At 44.5% G+C, this 16,259-nt stretch carries 16 protein-coding genes; 12 read left to right on the top strand and 4 right to left on the bottom strand.

Going from position 1 to position 16,259, the window contains the following annotated elements; translation table 11 throughout:
- Window positions 1-6: 6 nt before the first annotated feature.
- Both M5X66_RS10920 and M5X66_RS10915 read right to left on the bottom strand, forming a co-directional pair.
- A complete protein-coding gene (locus M5X66_RS10920; RefSeq protein WP_036952661.1) occupies window positions 7-438 on the bottom strand; it encodes a tripartite tricarboxylate transporter TctB family protein in 432 nt (143 codons plus the stop codon).
- Between the two features lie 10 nt (window positions 439-448).
- Window positions 449-1,423 (bottom strand): Bug family tripartite tricarboxylate transporter substrate binding protein, encoded by a 975-nt coding sequence (locus M5X66_RS10915; RefSeq protein WP_270103528.1) that lies wholly within the window; start codon window positions 1,421-1,423, stop codon window positions 449-451.
- A 374-nt stretch (window positions 1,424-1,797) separates the two neighbouring features.
- Here M5X66_RS10915 and tctD point away from each other — a divergent pair, with 374 nt between their 5' ends.
- Both tctD and M5X66_RS10905 read left to right on the top strand, forming a co-directional pair.
- On the top strand, window positions 1,798-2,466 hold the full coding sequence (tctD, locus tag M5X66_RS10910) for a transcriptional regulator TctD (protein WP_154600207.1): 669 nt from the start codon (window positions 1,798-1,800) through the stop codon (window positions 2,464-2,466).
- Window positions 2,463-3,899 carry a sensor histidine kinase gene (locus M5X66_RS10905; protein ID WP_270103527.1) on the top strand — a complete coding sequence of 479 codons (1,437 nt, stop codon included), beginning with the start codon at window positions 2,463-2,465 and terminating at the stop codon, window positions 3,897-3,899. The genes tctD and M5X66_RS10905 overlap by 4 nt, the downstream gene beginning before the upstream one ends.
- A gap of 172 nt (window positions 3,900-4,071) precedes the next feature.
- On the opposite strand, the gene M5X66_RS10900 is transcribed toward M5X66_RS10905, so the two are convergent.
- On the bottom strand, window positions 4,072-4,992 hold the full coding sequence (locus M5X66_RS10900; protein WP_036952672.1) for a DMT family transporter: 921 nt from the start codon (window positions 4,990-4,992) through the stop codon (window positions 4,072-4,074).
- A gap of 98 nt (window positions 4,993-5,090) precedes the next feature.
- On the opposite strand from M5X66_RS10900, the gene M5X66_RS10895 reads away from it, so the two are divergent.
- Window positions 5,091-5,888, top strand: a complete 798-nt coding sequence (locus M5X66_RS10895) for an AraC family transcriptional regulator (protein WP_036952675.1) — start codon at window positions 5,091-5,093, stop codon at window positions 5,886-5,888.
- An 11-nt stretch (window positions 5,889-5,899) separates the two neighbouring features.
- On the opposite strand, the gene M5X66_RS18745 is transcribed toward M5X66_RS10895, so the two are convergent.
- Window positions 5,900-6,763 (bottom strand): hypothetical protein, encoded by an 864-nt coding sequence (locus tag M5X66_RS18745; protein ID WP_230085034.1) that lies wholly within the window; start codon window positions 6,761-6,763, stop codon window positions 5,900-5,902.
- Window positions 6,764-7,029: 266 nt separating this feature from the next.
- Between M5X66_RS18745 and pdxB the strand changes: the two genes are divergently transcribed.
- The 9 genes from pdxB (at window position 7,030) to purF (ending at window position 16,145) form a co-directional block, all read left to right on the top strand.
- Complete coding sequence (gene pdxB, locus M5X66_RS10885) at window positions 7,030-8,154, top strand: 4-phosphoerythronate dehydrogenase PdxB (protein ID WP_230085033.1); 1,125 nt, start codon at window positions 7,030-7,032, stop codon at window positions 8,152-8,154.
- Between the two features lie 72 nt (window positions 8,155-8,226).
- Window positions 8,227-9,237 carry an aspartate-semialdehyde dehydrogenase gene (locus M5X66_RS10880; RefSeq protein WP_036952682.1) on the top strand — a complete coding sequence of 337 codons (1,011 nt, stop codon included), beginning with the start codon at window positions 8,227-8,229 and terminating at the stop codon, window positions 9,235-9,237.
- Window positions 9,237-10,052, top strand: a complete 816-nt coding sequence (gene truA / locus M5X66_RS10875) for a tRNA pseudouridine(38-40) synthase TruA (protein ID WP_036952686.1) — start codon at window positions 9,237-9,239, stop codon at window positions 10,050-10,052. Before M5X66_RS10880 ends, truA begins: the two co-directional genes overlap by 1 nt.
- A 35-nt stretch (window positions 10,053-10,087) precedes the next feature.
- Complete coding sequence (locus M5X66_RS10870; RefSeq protein WP_108478579.1) at window positions 10,088-10,795, top strand: DedA family protein; 708 nt, start codon at window positions 10,088-10,090, stop codon at window positions 10,793-10,795.
- 161 nt (window positions 10,796-10,956) lie between these two features.
- Window positions 10,957-11,925, top strand: a complete 969-nt coding sequence (gene accD, locus M5X66_RS10865; RefSeq protein ID WP_036952691.1) for an acetyl-CoA carboxylase, carboxyltransferase subunit beta — start codon at window positions 10,957-10,959, stop codon at window positions 11,923-11,925.
- Window positions 11,918-13,204 (top strand): bifunctional tetrahydrofolate synthase/dihydrofolate synthase, encoded by a 1,287-nt coding sequence (gene folC, locus M5X66_RS10860; RefSeq protein WP_270103526.1) that lies wholly within the window; start codon window positions 11,918-11,920, stop codon window positions 13,202-13,204. The genes accD and folC overlap by 8 nt, the downstream gene beginning before the upstream one ends.
- 5 nt (window positions 13,205-13,209) lie before the next feature.
- A complete protein-coding gene (dedD, locus tag M5X66_RS10855; RefSeq protein WP_108478582.1) occupies window positions 13,210-13,932 on the top strand; it encodes a cell division protein DedD in 723 nt (240 codons plus the stop codon).
- A gap of 177 nt (window positions 13,933-14,109) precedes the next feature.
- A complete protein-coding gene (cvpA, locus tag M5X66_RS10850; protein ID WP_006660265.1) occupies window positions 14,110-14,613 on the top strand; it encodes a colicin V production protein in 504 nt (167 codons plus the stop codon).
- Between the two features lie 14 nt (window positions 14,614-14,627).
- The gene (purF, locus tag M5X66_RS10845) at window positions 14,628-16,145 is read left to right on the top strand and encodes an amidophosphoribosyltransferase (protein ID WP_154600204.1); all 1,518 of its coding nucleotides are present in this window, start codon (window positions 14,628-14,630) and stop codon (window positions 16,143-16,145) included.
- Window positions 16,146-16,259: the final 114 nt, after the last annotated feature.

Raw genomic sequence — 16,259 nt, 5'->3', positions numbered from 1 at the left:
TTCTCCTTAGCTAAAAAGCTCGCCGATTGGCAATGTCACATCGAGTAATCGGTCAAAGGCATAGAATAGGGAAATGCCTAGGATTGGACCGGAAATCAGGGCGGCTATCGGGGTTGCACCAAATAACAGGGCAACGCTGATGGTCAACAAAGTGGTCGATAATGGAAATCCTAACCACTCAAACGCCCATGCATAAATAACTAATGCAATGATTAACAAGACTAAACGGCGCAAGACATAGGGCTTTGGCCATTCAACCGCTTCTTGGCGACCCAGCAGGAGTGCGAGTGCGCACAGGGTCATTAATGACAGTATGGCAATCGGGAAAGGGCGGGGGCCCAATGGTTCATAGGTAAACTCACTTTGGATGCCCCAGCCGATGTACAGCCCGATCCCACACAGTATTAGCCAGACTATGGCAAATATGCGTTGGCTCATGGTGACTCCGTTATTTCGCTAACCCGAAGGAACGCGCTTGCTCACGGTAGTTCTCAACTTCTTTTTTCACGTAAGCGTCCAGTTCTGGGCCCGATAAGTTGTATTCAAACAAGCCACGTAATTCACGCTGCTTTTTAAATTCGTCGGTTTGTTGTAATTTTTGGAAGGCTTCAACCCATTGATTGTAATCCGAATCGGATACTTTTGGTCCCATGTAGAATCCGCGAATGATTGGCCAAACTATGTCATAGCCTTGCTCTTTAGCGGTTGGGATATTAGCGAGCCCATCCGGTAGGCGTTTATCCGCATATACCGCTAGGATGCGGATTTTTCCGTCACTGATATAGGGGGTCATTTCACTGATATCACCGGAGATCACTTGGATGTGGTTGCCTAACAGGGCTGTCAGTGTTTCGCCACCGCCTTCGAAAGCAACATAGCGCATTTTTCGTGGGTCTAAATCGATCGCTTTGGCGAGCAACGCCGTTTTCATCCAATCTTGGCTACCGATGGAGCCACCAGCACCGAAGACAATGCTGTTTGGATCTTTTTTGAAGGCATCCATCAGTTCGCCTAAGGTTTTATAAGGGGAGTCTGCACGCACGGCAATCATGCCATAGTCACTGCCAACACTCGCTAGCCAGCGAACATCATTTTCGTTGTAACGACCAAATTTACCTTGTGCAAGGTTGAGTAAGGAGCCACCAGAGAATGCGACGATGGTTCCCGGCTCAGCTGGGCGTTGAGCCACAATGGCATTGTAGGCAACGGCACCAATTCCACCTGGCATGTATGTCACACGCATCGGTTTTTCGATTTCTTTGGTTTCCAGCATGGAGACTTGAACGAGTTTACAGGTTAAGTCAAAGCCACCGCCAGGTTTGGCTGGGGCAATACATTCGGTTCTTTCGGGTAACGCCATTGCTTGGTTAACGCCAACTAAAAAAATTGCTGCAGCTAAGGTATTGATTGTGAAATTCTTCATGCTTCATTCCTCACTAGACAATAATTAAGTTACTTGGTTGTTGTTGGTTATGTCGTTATGGATCTACCGTTGTAGATGAATATGTTTTTGTAGATAAATAACTGTGGGCGATGTTTGCTCGCCACTCATCATTGTATTGAGAACCTTTCATTTACCTTTCATTAACAAATAAAATTATTTTTATGTGATACATATCAGATTGTTTTATATTATCTCTTCTTATATTTGTTAATTTAATGTTAATTTCTATTTGTAGTAGCAGGTTAACGAAGGATAGTTGTGATAGCTTCGGTAAAAATCACGTTTAACACTTTTCATTCAATTGAGAGAGTGCCAACTTATACGCATAAATAATCATAATGAGTGGGCGACGGATGAGAATGTTATTGGTTGAAGATCATGACGAGTTGTCATTGTGGTTACAAAAAGCCTTAACCGCATCGGGATTTGCTGTTGATATTGCCAGTGATGGCTATAGTGCTGACCAGTTATTACAAACTGAAAATTATTCGTTGGTGGTATTGGATGTTTCATTGCCACGGATGAGTGGTTTGGATGTATTAGCCCAGATGCGCAAGCGGCATCAAGAAACACCTGTGCTGCTATTAACGGCGAATTCAGATGTGGCTGACCGCGTAAAAGGGCTGAATGCAGGGGCGGATGATTACCTGACTAAACCCTTTGATATTGCCGAATTAGAAGCCCGAGTGCGCGCGCTATTACGTCGTAGCCAAGGGAATGCGAATAGCGACCAATGTTTTGGTGATCTTTGTTTTCATGACGAGGGTTATTTTTCACTGAAGGCGGAGCCGCTAGGTTTAACCCCGCGAGAATACGCGGTATTGAATACACTTTTTCATCGCAGAGGGCGACCTGTTTCAAAAACACAATTATTTGAACAGGTATTCTCACTGTCGGATGAAGCCAACTTACAAAGTATTGAATTGTATGTGCATCGGGTTCGCAAAAAACTCGCGGGTTCAGATGTTAATATCAATACTTTACGCGGATTGGGATACCGATTAGAGCAGTGTAGTGTATGAAATTAGTCTCTCATCCACGCTCTCTCTTTCATCAGTTGCTGCTTTTTTTCGGTATCCCCCTCATTTTGTTGGGAAGTTTCTCCGTGTATACCCACTATTACAGCGCCAAAAACGCTGCAAACCTCGCCTATGACCGGACATTACTGGCGTCGGCGAGAACGGTGGCGGAGCGATTACAAGTTGTGGATGAACATCTTTCCGTGAATGTGCCTTACGTGGTACTTGATAGCTTTGAACTGAACAATAATGACCGTCTGTTTTATCAAGTCATCGCTCCTCATGGGGAGACCATTTCTGGCTATGATGACCTACCGCCAATCCCCCCTTACTGGATGCGCTCTCAACATTACACGGCCTTAGTCTACTTTTATGATGCGGAATATATGGGGCTTCCCATTCGCGTAGCGACCTTTTTCCAACCGATTAATGAAGGTGGGATCCAAGGCATGGTGGAGATCCGCGTCGCTGAAACGGTGTATGCTCGGCAAGATTTTGCCAATCAATTGCTGATCTCGGCTTTGATGAGCCAAGGTACTGTGGTGGTTGTGACGCTGATATTGGCGTATTTGCTATTACGTAAGTTATTAACACCGTTGAAAAAACTTTCTAATCTCATGTTGGGTCGTGCCGCGAATGACCTAACTCCAATCCCGAATGTGTTGCCATGGTCAGAACTTTCGCCTCTGGTGGATGCATTGAACCGCTATGTGGAGCGATTAAGGCGTATGTTAAAACGCCAAGAGCGTTTCAGTGCAGATGCTTCCCATCAATTAAAAACCCCGTTAGCCGTATTAAAAACTCAAGTTTCGGTGGCTCTTAATAGCGATGATGAGCAACAGAAACAGCAAAGTTTGCAGGCGATTAATAAAACTTTGGATAACACCATTGTATTAACTGATCGGTTATTGCAGCTTGCCCGTTTAAAAGAGCACGAAAAAGAGGCGATCAGGCTTTATCGTGCAGTTAATTTGGTCGAAATTGTTCAGCAAGTCTGTTTTACCCGCTTAGGGCAATCCGAAAGTAAGCAGATTGATTTAGGCTATGAGGGGCTAGAACATTGTTGGGTGAAAGGGGATGCTATTTTGCTGGCGGAAATGTGCGCGAACTTAATCGATAATGCGATTAAATATACCCCAGAGAAGGGGATTGTCACGGTACGTATTATTGCAGATGAAAGTCATAAGTCGATGATCAAGTTGGAAATTGAAGACTCAGGACCTGGTATCGAAAATAAATATATTCACCGCTCATTAAAAGCCTTCATGCGCTTGAATAATGCCAAAGGGCTGGAAGGTTCAGGGTTGGGTTTGGCGCTTGTAAAAGATATCGCCAGTTATCACGGCTCAGAATTGCAGCTGTTAAAGAGTGAGCATCTCGGCGGCCTGTTGGTACGTATCACTTTGAAAGCGAGCCGGGCACCGAAGAAAGCTTAGTGGGTACTCTGCTATTATCTAGTTGCACCTAAAAACGGTCATTATCAAATTTACACACCTTTTTAGGTGCAATTGATCTGTGTAATTAGCCGGAAAGGCATAAAATAAACAAAGCCCCATAACCTTGAAGTAGGTTTATGGGGCTTTTAATCAATCGAACTATTAATGTGGCTTACTGGCAAGTCTCTTCTTCTAACGCTTTTTTCTTGCGAGAAAATAGCTGGGTGAGCGGGGTGCGCAGCTGTTGAGCTAACATCACGCCAAGTAACACGATTCCGCCCCCAATTAAGTGGTAACTCTTTAACTCTTCCCCAAGTGTGAATACCGCGATAATGGCAGTAAATACCGGCGCGAGGTTCATAAAGATAGAGGTGGTATTGGCGCCTAAGCGGAGCACGCCTTGGATCCACATTGCTGGAGCCAGAATCGATGCAGCAATCCCTGCGAATAAAACTAACCCGATATTATTGCTGTTAAGGCTCACATCATCTGCCATCAAGAAGTTTGGAATTAATAATAAAACGCCAAAGAAGACTTGCACGTACAGTGAATCCCAACTCGATAGCTGAATAGACCAACGCTTAGTTAATACTCCGTATAAGGCATAAGCGGCGGAAGCGACGATCATCAGCAATTCGCCTTGACCCAATCCATTATCCAGTAATGAACTTGGGTTCCCTTGGCTGACTAACCAAGCCAATCCAAACAAAGATAGAACGGAACCAATAACAATCCCAACGGTTGGGATCACCCTCAGAACGAAAATACTAATCACCACAGTTAATAGCGGAATAAATGAGTTCATAACACCCATAAATGTCGCGCTTACTGTGTGTGCGGCATAGTAAGCCAAACTTTGATACAGCATCATCCCCAAAGCACCTAAGATGGCCAGTTGCCACCAATGTTGTTTAACCACTTTGGCATTGCGCAGTACCGAGCGCAGAACAAATGGGGTCATGACTAAAAATGCCAGAGCCCAGCGATAAAACGAAATAGCAGCAGGGTCAATTGCCGTTGCAGCGGCTTTGTTGACGATGGCATTGATGGACCATAATAAAACCGCGGTCAGCGGAAACAGGAAATATTTCATTAACAACGTTCTCCCTAATCAGTCACAGGAGTATACATCTGTCCGAAATATTATATATACTGATATTCAGACAATCGATAACGCTTTTCAGACAGCTTATGAATAATTTAAAAAGTGATGTTCTGCAAATTAACGAATGCAATATTATTGAGCCTGAATTTATTGCCTTGCGTCATGAGCAGATCAACCAGCAAACCGAATACAAATCCCATTCCCATACCTTTGGTCAATTGCTGTATGTGGTCTGTGGGATTATGGAAATGGAAGTGGAAGGCAAGCATTATATGGCACCGCCAGAGTTTTGCATCTGGATCCCCGCTAATACCCAACATGCGAGTTTTAATAAGCAGAGTGTCAAATTTCGCATTATTGATTTTGCCCAATCTTATACACCGCGACTTGCTAGTAAGGCATGTGTTGTGCGATTAAGCCCCATTTTCCATACGATCATGACGGATATGTATCAACGGGGCATTGTTCAGCCCGAAACCGAGCAGGATATTCGTTTGGGGGAGGTATTGATTGACCAATTTGCTATTTCGCCATGCCAAGATACTTATTTACCCACCAGCAAAGATAAATTGTTAGCGCCTATTTTAGCGGAGCTACAGCAAGACCCTGCGGATAATACAACGCTCGCCCAGTGGGCAAAGCGGGCTTATACCTCGGAGCGAACATTATCTCGCCGTTGCCAACAAGAGCTGGGTATGTCATTCAGTGAGTGGCGCCAGCGACTACGTTACTTACATGCAGTGGCTGGATTGGATAAAGGTAAAAGTGTCCATGAAGTTGCTTTGGATGTGGGGTATAGCTCGGCATCTGCATTTATTGCGATGTTCCAGCAAATTTCAGGGGTCACTCCAGACCGGTTTCGAATGAAAGAGCTGACCCCATAGTAGAGGGAAAATCAATATACATAATTGTATTTGATATTAGCGTGGTAGTTGTACACGCTATCTTTCCCTCCGTGTTCATCTTTAATTAATGTGGTGATCTTTTTTTCCGCGTCGGTGCACCTTCCGAACGTATTCCAGCTGTTACAGGTGGTCGCGGTTGTTTCGGTGGTAAAAAATTCTTCAATGGTTTTGTTGGTTAACATTCTGTCATCATCATCATAGGTAAACTCTTTGACGGTTGAGTCAGACTGCATGCGAACTAAGCGATTTTTCGCATCATAGAGGAAGGCTGTTTTCACACTATCATTTTCTAGCGTACTGACTCGGTTGGATTCAGATAATCGTCCTTTATCATCAGTTAAAAAAGTGGTGACTGCTCTTGTTAACATGCGCTCTTTATCGAGGGTTGTCGTATAAGAAGAATCTTTGGCTTCGGTTATTTTTCCATTCTGATCAGTGAAAAACTTTCCGTTCATTTTTTGCTGTAAGATAGTTTTTTCAACATTATCTTGATTAATAACAGACAGCTTAAATGCGGATTTGTAGTCCCAACCGTTGCCATTTTTTTTCATGCTCATATCAATGGATTTGACGGATACACTGTCGTGGATGCTGAATTTGATAACTTCATGACCAGTTAACTCAATTAGGGCTCCACAATCATCAAACTTCGTTTGAACCGTATTGTTGATGTAATCATCTTGACTGGTGGTGCGTGAGTTCATTGCTTTTAATGAGTCGTTAAATGGGCGCTCTTGGGCAAAGACGAAATTATTAAAGTTGTTGATGGCGATGGTGTCCGTCGAGCAGTTTTGGTCGCCAGCATAGGCATAAAACGAGCACATTAGGGGAAGCGACAGTAATACTTTTTTCACAATCAATATGCCTTTCAAAATAAATGCCTTCCTGAAAAATGAATAACTTTTAATGTGGTTTTGCTGATTAAACATGAAATTCTTTAGATTAGATAGTCAGACTCATCTGTAAGATTGTTTAATAAAAAGAAAAATTAAATATCGCCGAATAGACTATCAATTTCAACCAAAAGCATTGTCATGTAAATGATTCAGCCTATCGACGATTTGGAGTATAGTGTGGCAGCCAAATCGGGCATGACACACATTCTATTGGGACGAATTCCGTGAAAATTTTGGTTGATGAAAACATGCCATATGCTCAAACACTGTTTAGTGAGCTAGGCGAAGTTAAAGCAGTACCAGGGCGCCCAGTGCCAGAACAGGAACTGGTTGATGCAGATGCATTAATGGTGCGCTCAATTACCAAAGTGAATAAATCATTACTGAGTAATACGCCAGTAAAATTCGTCGGCACGGCAACAGCAGGGTTTGACCACGTTGATACCCAGTGGCTTGCCGAAGCCAATATTGGATTCTCTTCAGCGCCAGGGTGCAATGCCATTGCTGTCGTTGAGTATGTTTTTTCTGCATTACTGATGCTGGCGGAACGCGATAACTTTGATTTACGCGATAAAACCGTTGGGATAGTCGGGGTTGGTAATGTGGGAGGGCGTTTGTATAAACGTCTGCAAGCGTGGGGCGTGAATACCGTATTATGTGACCCTCCTCGAGCAGATAAAGGCGACCAAGAAGTTTTTGTTCCATTCGATTCGCTACTGGAGCAGGCTGATATTTTAACCTTCCATACACCGCTCAACATGGAAGGCGAATATTCTACCTTCCATTTAATGGATGAATCTCGACTAGCAAATTTACGCGACGGTACCATTTTGGTGAATGCGAGCCGTGGTGAAGTGGTGGATAACCAAGCGCTATTACAGTTGCTTGAGCAAGGTAAGCCGCTGAGTGTGGTATTGGATGTGTGGGAGCCTGAGCCTGATCTGGATACAGAATTACTGGCGTATGTGGATATCGGTACGCCGCATATTGCAGGCTATACTTTAGAGGGTAAAGCACGAGGAACAACCCAAGTCTTTGAAGCTTATTGCGAATTCCTAGGTAAGCCTACTAATGTATCTCTGGCATCGCTGTTACCGAAACCGGATATCGACTGCATTAATTTCAATGGTAAATTAACGCAAAGCCAGCTCAAAAGATTAGTGCATCTCGTGTATGATGTGCGCCGTGATGATGCATCGTTGCGCGCAGTGGCTGGCATTCCCGGTGAGTTCGATAAATTACGTAAACACTACCAAGAACGCCGTGAATGGTCATCGTTAACAGTTCAATGCGATAGCCAAGAGACAGCCCAGTTACTGAGCGAATTAGGCTTTAACGCAAAAATTTAATAACAGATTCTTTTAGGTGAAATAAGCGGCTAATCACGGCTTGTTTCACTTTGATTTTTTAGAGGAAAAACCATGACAGAAGGTTGGAATATTGCATTACTCGGGGCAACCGGCGCAGTGGGCGAAGGTATTCTTTCCCTGCTTCAAGAAAGAGAGTTTCCCGTTGGTGAGCTTTATTTACTAGCCAGTGAGCGTAGTGCAGGGGAGAGCATTCGCTTCAACGGTAAAAGTTATCTAGTGCAAGATGTCGCGGATTTCGATTGGTCGCAGGCACAAATTGCCTTTTTCGCGGCAGGCGAGGAAGCCGCAGCACAGTATGCGGAATTAGCGGCGCAAGAAGGCTGCATTGTGATTGATAACAGCGGTATTTTTGCGTTAGACCCTGATGTACCATTAGTGGTACCGGGAGTTAACCCGCAAGTATTAGCGGATTATCGTAATCGCAATATTATTTCGGTGGCAGACAGTTACGTTAGCCAACTCTTAACGTCTATCAAACCGTTAGTGGACGCGGCTGGGTTAGGACGCATTACACTTACCAATATGCTGTCGATGTCAGCGTACGGTAAAGCGGCTGTGGATGAATTAGCGGGTCAAAGTGCGCGTTTATTGAATGGTATCCCTGCGGAAGAAGGTCGTTTTACTAAGCAATTAGCCTTTAATATGCTGCCATTATTAGCGGATGGTGAAGGCAGTGTTGTGCAAGAGCGCCGTTTAGTTGAGCAAGTTCGTAAAGTGCTGCAAGACGATGGTTTGCCAGTCTCCGTAAGCTTTATTCAGTCACCGGTATTCTATGGTAATGCGCAAGTGGTGCACTTAGAAACTCTACGCCCAGTTAGCGCAGAAGAAGCGAGCGAAGAATTTGAACGTTTTGATGATATTCAGGTCTCAGAAGAGGGTGATTATCCAACTCAAGTGACTGACGCATCAGGTAATGATTTCTTAAGCATTGGCTGTATTCGTAACGATTATGGTATACCGGAAATTTTACAGTTCTGGTCAGTGGCGGATAACGTTCGTTTTGGTGGTGCGTTAATGGCGGTTGAGACAGCAGAAAAACTGGCTCAGGAGCTGTATTACTAATGTCGGAGTCCCCAAAGCTGCATCGCATTGCCCTCGGAATTGAGTATAACGGTAGCCGTTATTATGGTTGGCAACGCCAGCAAGAAGTGAAAAGCGTACAGGGTTGCCTTGAGGTTGCCCTGTCTAAAATTGCCGCGGAGCCAATCACCGTCAATTGTGCGGGACGTACGGATGCAGGTGTTCATGCGACTGGGCAGGTGGTGCATTTTGAAACTTCAGCTAACCGTAAAGAGGCGGCATGGACGATGGGAGCAAATACCCACCTTCCTGACGATATTGCGGTTCGCTGGTGTAAACCTGTGGATGATGAGTTTCATGCGCGTTTTAGTGCAACGGCACGTCGATATCGTTATGTGATTTTTAATCACCGTTATCGACCTGCAATTTTATCGAATGGTGTCACGCACTTTCATTTTCCCCTTGATGAAAAGCGTATGCACCAAGCGGCACAAGCATTGCTGGGCGAGCGTGATTTTACCTCATTCCGCGCGGTGCAGTGTCAGTCAAAAAGCCCTTGGCGTAATGTGATGCACGTTAATGTAACGCGTCACGGAAACTATGTGGTTGTGGATATTAAAGCCAATGCGTTTGTACACCATATGGTGAGAAATATTGTTGGCAGTTTGTTGGAGATAGGCTGTGGTAATCAAGACATTGATTGGATGGCACATCTTCTAGAATTAAAAGATAGAACGAAAGCGGCGGCGACAGCCAAAGCGGAAGGACTGTATTTAGTGAGCGTGGATTATCCTGAAAAATTTGACCTACCACAGAATGTGATGGGGCCTCTATTTCTTGCGGATGAGCTGCTGTAAAGGTCGTTAATATAAATCTCCACATGAGGAACCCCATGGAGTTTATCAGTTTTATCATTGATTTTATTTTACATATTGATGTGCATCTTGCGGAATTGGTCGCCGAATATGGTGTTTGGGTTTACGGAATTTTATTCCTGATCCTATTCTGTGAGACGGGGCTGGTGGTTACGCCTTTCCTTCCCGGGGATTCTTTATTATTTGTCGCGGGTGCGTTAGCAGCATTGCCAAGTAATGATTTAAACGTACACGTCATGGTGTTGTTGATGATTATTGCGGCAATTATTGGTGATGCAGTGAACTACACCATTGGACGTATCTTTGGTGAAAAACTGTTTAAAAACCCAGATTCAAAAATTTTCCGTCGTAGCTATTTAGATAAAACCCATCAGTTTTATGAAAAACATGGCGGAAAAGCGATTATTTTGGCGCGTTTTGTGCCTATCGTGAGAACCTTTGCACCTTTCGTTGCAGGTATGGGTAAAATGTCTTACCGTCATTTTGCCTTTTATAATGTGGCAGGTGCGTTATTATGGGTGCTACTCTTTACCTATGCAGGGTATTTATTCGGTGATTTACCGATAGTACAAAAGAATTTGAAATTACTGATAGTCGCGATTATCTTTATTTCGATTCTGCCGGGTGTCATTGAAATTATTCGCCACCGTCGAGCTGCTGCAAAAGAAAAAAATGCAGTGGCAAAAGAAAAGAGTGCGGCGACGCAAAAAAACGATAACCAATAATCGGTTTGAAAAAAGTTTTTATCTACAGTGAGATATCATTGTGGTTTAATGGCAAAAAAATAACATACTGATAGATGCTTCTTATATAACCACCATCTGAAATTCAGTGATGGTATTATTCGAAGTGTCGTCAGAGTGCAATCAGACGAAAAGGTCCATTAATGAGCTGGATTGAGAAAATTTTAAAAAAAGGTACTTCAACCCCATCCCATAAAGCAAACATCCCTGAAGGTGTTTGGACTAAATGTGATAGCTGTGGGCAAGTCCTCTACGGTGCTGAGCTTGAGCGTAACCTACAAGTGTGTCCAAAATGTGACCACCATATGCGTATTCATGCTCGCCAACGCCTTGAATCTTTCCTTGATGAAAACTCAACAACGGAATTAGGTAGTGAATTAGAGCCAAAAGATGTGCTCAAATTCCGCGACTCTAAAAAATACAAAGACAGAATTAGCTCCGCCCAGAAAGAGACGGGTGAAAAAGATGCTATCGTCGTGATGAAAGGTACGCTCAAAGAGATGCCTGTTGTTGCCGCTGCATTTGAATTCTCCTTTATGGGTGGTTCAATGGCATCGGTTGTGGGGGCACGTTTTGTCCGTGCTGTAGAACAAGCTTTGGAAGATAACTGTCCATTAGTTTGCTTCTCATCCAGTGGTGGTGCGCGTATGCAAGAAGCGCTGCTGTCCCTGATGCAAATGGCGAAAACCAGTGCTGCACTGGCGAAAATGCAAGAACGTGGCTTACCGTACATTTCTGTACTGACCGACCCGACCATGGGCGGTGTTTCTGCAAGTTTAGCAATGTTGGGTGATATCAACGTGGCTGAACCTAAAGCACTGATTGGCTTCGCGGGTCCTCGCGTTATCGAACAGACCGTTCGTGAAAAATTACCTCAAGGTTTCCAGCGCAGTGAATTCCTGCTGGAAAAAGGGGCAATTGACATGATCGTGCGTCGTCAAGATATGCGTGATCGTCTGGCTGATGTCCTAGCGATGTTAACCAATCAACCAAGTCTGAACACCGCACCAGCGCTGGTTGTTGAAGTGGTTGACGTGGAAATTGACCTTGCTGATGCTGTCGATGGTGCAGATAAAGCAAAAGGCGTTAAACATAAAAAAGATGATGAGTAATCTAATCATTCCTACAGCCAAGTCTCCATTGGAGGCTTGGCTCTCTTATCTCACTGACCTGCATAGCCAAAATATTGATATGGGGTTGGAACGAGTAGGGCAAGCTGCCCGTCAAATGCATCTCACTCAACCTGCTCCTCGCGTCATCACTGTCACCGGCACAAACGGTAAAGGCACAACCTGCCATACACTTGAGTCTATTTTGATGGCTGCGGGTTTGAAAGTGGGTGTCTACAGTTCCCCACATTTAGTGCGCTACACGGAACGCGTCCGAATCCAAGGTAAAGAGCTTACTGAAAGTGAGTTTTGCCAAGCATTTGCGACTATCGAAGCGCAGCGTGGAAATATTTCATTAACCTACTTTGAATATGGCACCTTAGCTGCACTACAATTATTTAAGCAAGCTGAGTTAGATATTGTGATCCTTGAAGTAGGGTTAGGCGGTCGCCTTGATGCAACTAATGTCGTGGATGCGGATATCGCGGCAATCACCAGTATTGCGCTTGATCATACCGATTGGCTAGGTTCTGATCGAGAGCATATTGGTCATGAGAAAGCGGGTATTTTCCGTCAAGGTCATTATGGTGTGGTGGGCGAGCCTGATATGCCGGCTTCTATAGGCGCTTATGCCGATAAAATAGGCACTATACTGTTTCGTCGTGGAAAGGATTGGCATTACCAAGAGCAGGGGCAACATTGGTCTTGGGAAAGTTCTCAGCGCTCATGGGAAAATTTACCCTTACCGAATGTGCCGCTGGCCAATGCAGCAACTGCGATGGGGGTGATCAGCTGCCTGATGGAGATTGATTCCCAGCTAGCACAGAAAATCACTGACCAATCTATCCACCAAGGTTTAAGTACTGCTCAGTTACCGGGACGTTTTCAGATCATTGGAGAACATCCGTTAATGATCTTGGATGTAGCCCATAACCCTCATGCTGCAGGCTATTTAGTCACCAAACTCGCACAATTACCGATGACAGAAGGTCGTCGAGTTCGTGCTGTGGTGGGAATGCTAGGGGATAAAGATATTCAAGGGACATTAACCTGTTTATCCCAACAAGTAACTGACTGGTATCTCGCGCCGCTAAGAGAGTTTCGTGGTGCAGATGTGACTGAGCTTAGTCAGCATGTTGACGGTGCTCATGAGTTTGATTCCGTGGAAGCAGCTTGGCAACAAGCATGTGCGGATGCGCGACCACAAGATGTGATTGTGGTGTGTGGGTCATTCCATACCGTGGCTCATGTCATGATGTTATTAGAGAAAACAGAAGGATAAAGCCAGTGGCTAGTAAATTCCAGAATCGTCTTGCTGGCGCCATTGTTTTAGTCGCTGCAGGGGTCATCGTATTGCCTGCATTGCTGGATGGCGATAAAAAATACAATGAGAATGAATTTGCAGCCATTCCGATTATTCCCAAACCGGGTGATGAAGAAGATATTGAGTCAATTGCACCAATTACACACAGTGCATCGACCGCGTCTTCGGAAGGAACTTCTGAAGCGATGCTATCGGAAGCTATTACTGAGCAAAAGCAAAGTGAGCAGTCTCCTGTAGCCGCAAACAGTGCAAATCAAAGTAATAACAGCCAAAACGTGGTGAATCAAAATGGAAGTGCCATTCCAGCTAATGTCACTCCAGAAAAACCACGGGTAGAACCTAAACCGGAGCCTAAGCCAGAACCAAAACCTGAGCCTAAGCCTAAGGTGGAACCAAAGCCAGAACCTAAACCTGAACCGAAGCCAGAGCCGAAACAAGAACCTCAAGGTAAAGCGTATGTGGTGCAAGTGATTGCCCTCAATAATGCCAGCAAGGTTGAAGAAATTGTGGCGAAGCTAAGATTGTCTGGGTATCAGGTTTATACGGTGCCAGCGCAACCAGTGAACAACAAATTAACTCGTATTTATGTGGGACCAGAAGCATCAAGGCAGAAGCTTGAATCGGCTTTACCTGAACTGAACGCAATTACCGGTACAAAAGGGATAATCCAAGCCTTTAAGCCTTAAATTGACATTCAGTTATCCCTAAAAAATAAGGGTATTTAGTAACTTACTGCGGCGATTATGATTTTTTCTTTTCGCCGCTGATTTTTTTAAATTCGATGAAAAATGGTTACGCAAACGTTTTCGTTTTCTGTTAGAATGCATTCGCCGCTGACGTGAATGCGAATTTTGGAATGAAATATGGTCTGGATTGATTACACAATTATCGCCATTATTGGCTTCTCGGCACTGGTAAGCCTGATCCGTGGATTTGTACGTGAGGCATTATCGTTAATCACTTGGGGTTGTGCGTTCTTCGTAGCAAGTACGTTTTACCCTTATTTAGCGAGTTACTTTACGAACTTTGAGGATATTTTAGTTCGTAATGGTATTGCGATTGCAGCGCTGTTTATCGCGACATTGATTGTCGGTGCAGTGGTGAACTATGTGATTAGCTCATTAGTACAAAAAACCGGATTATCGGGTACAGATCGTGTACTGGGGATCTGCTTCGGTGCGTTGCGTGGGGTATTAATTGTATCGGCGCTATTGTTCTTTCTCGATACATTTACACCGCTTCCTCAAAGTGAGGACTGGCATCGTTCACAGCTTATTCCGCAGTTCAGTCATATAATTAGGTGGTTCTTTGACTACCTGCAAAATGCGTCAAGTTTCCTACCGGAGAATATCTCTCCGTCTGGCTGATGAGGAAAGACTAAATGTGCGGTATTGTCGGTATCGCCGGTGTTTCACCGGTAAACCAATCAATTTATGATGCGTTAACGGTGCTACAGCACCGTGGGCAAGATGCAGCGGGTATTGCGACTATTGATGGTAAAAACAATATCCGTTTGCGTAAAGCAAATGGTTTAGTAAAAGACGTCTTTGAAACGCGCCACATGCTGCGCCTTCAAGGCTCGATGGGTATTGGACATGTGCGTTATCCAACTGCGGGTAGTTCCAGCGCATCCGAAGCCCAGCCTTTTTACGTTAACTCTCCTTTTGGTATCACCCTTGCGCATAATGGTAACCTGACAAATGCTCACGAACTTGCTCGGAGCCTATTTGAAACAGCGCGTCGCCATGTGAATACCACGTCAGACTCCGAAATTCTTCTAAACGTATTAGCATACGAATTAGATAAGTTTGATCATTTTCCTCTCGAACCCGACAATATTTTTAGTGCAGTAGCTTCAATGCACAAAAAAATCCGTGGTGCCTATGCTTGTGTGGCTCTGATTATTGGTCATGGGATGTTGGCATTCCGTGATCCTCACGGGATTCGCCCATTAGTTCTTGGTCGCCGTATTTTAGCGACTGGCGAACACGAATATATGGTCGCGTCTGAAAGTGTGGCTCTCGATACTTTAGGTTTCGAATTCCTACGTGATGTTGCACCAGGCGAAGCGGTATATGTCACTGAAGATGGCAAATTATTTACCCGCCAATGTGCAGAGAACCCGCAGCTGACACCGTGTATTTTTGAATATGTTTATTTTGCTCGCCAAGATTCGTTTATCGATAAAATCTCGGTGTATAACGCAAGATTACGTATGGGGCAAAAATTGGGCGCGAAAATTGCTCGTGAATGGGAGGATCTGCATATTGATGTAGTGATCCCAATCCCTGAAACCTCTTGCGATATCGCGTTAGAAATCGCCCATATCCTAGATAAACCGTATCGCCAAGGTTTTGTGAAAAACCGCTATGTTGGACGTACCTTTATCATGCCTGGGCAACAAGAACGTCGTAAATCCGTACGTCGTAAACTGAATGCTAACCGTGCAGAGTTTCGTGATAAAAACGTTCTGCTGGTGGATGACTCTATTGTGCGCGGTACCACATCAGAACAGATCGTTGAATTGGCTCGTGAGGCGGGTGCAAAGAATGTCTACTTTGCTTCAGCCGCACCAGAAGTTCGCTTCCCTAACGTCTACGGAATCGATATGCCAAATGCGAATGAGTTGATTGCACATGGTCGAGAAGTGGATGAAATTCGTAAGCTGATTGGCGCAGATGGTCTAATTTTCCAAGATCTCAGCGACCTCATCGATGCGGTTCGTGAAGAAAATCCGGAAATCAATGAATTTGAATGTTCAGTATTTGATGGCATCTACGTGACCAAAGATATCGACCAAAGCTATTTAGACTATCTAGAAAATCTGCGCAAAGATGATGAGTTGAAGTTGAAAGATCAGAGTGATGTTGAGGATTTAGAGATTTACAACGAAGGCTAAACGTTAGGGAATCCTCGTCATACTTCACGCTGTAGCGTTGTTGGCTGCATTAGCTAACCCTAGTCACATACTTGTGTATGCTCCTAGGGATTAGCTAGCTTGCCGCCTAGCTAC

This window comes from Providencia sp. PROV188, assembly GCF_027595165.1.
Lineage (GTDB): Bacteria > Pseudomonadota > Gammaproteobacteria > Enterobacterales > Enterobacteriaceae > Providencia > Providencia lanzhouensis.
The sequence above is the reverse complement of the archived record's forward strand: the minus strand, read 5'-3'. Positions and strand labels throughout refer to the sequence as shown.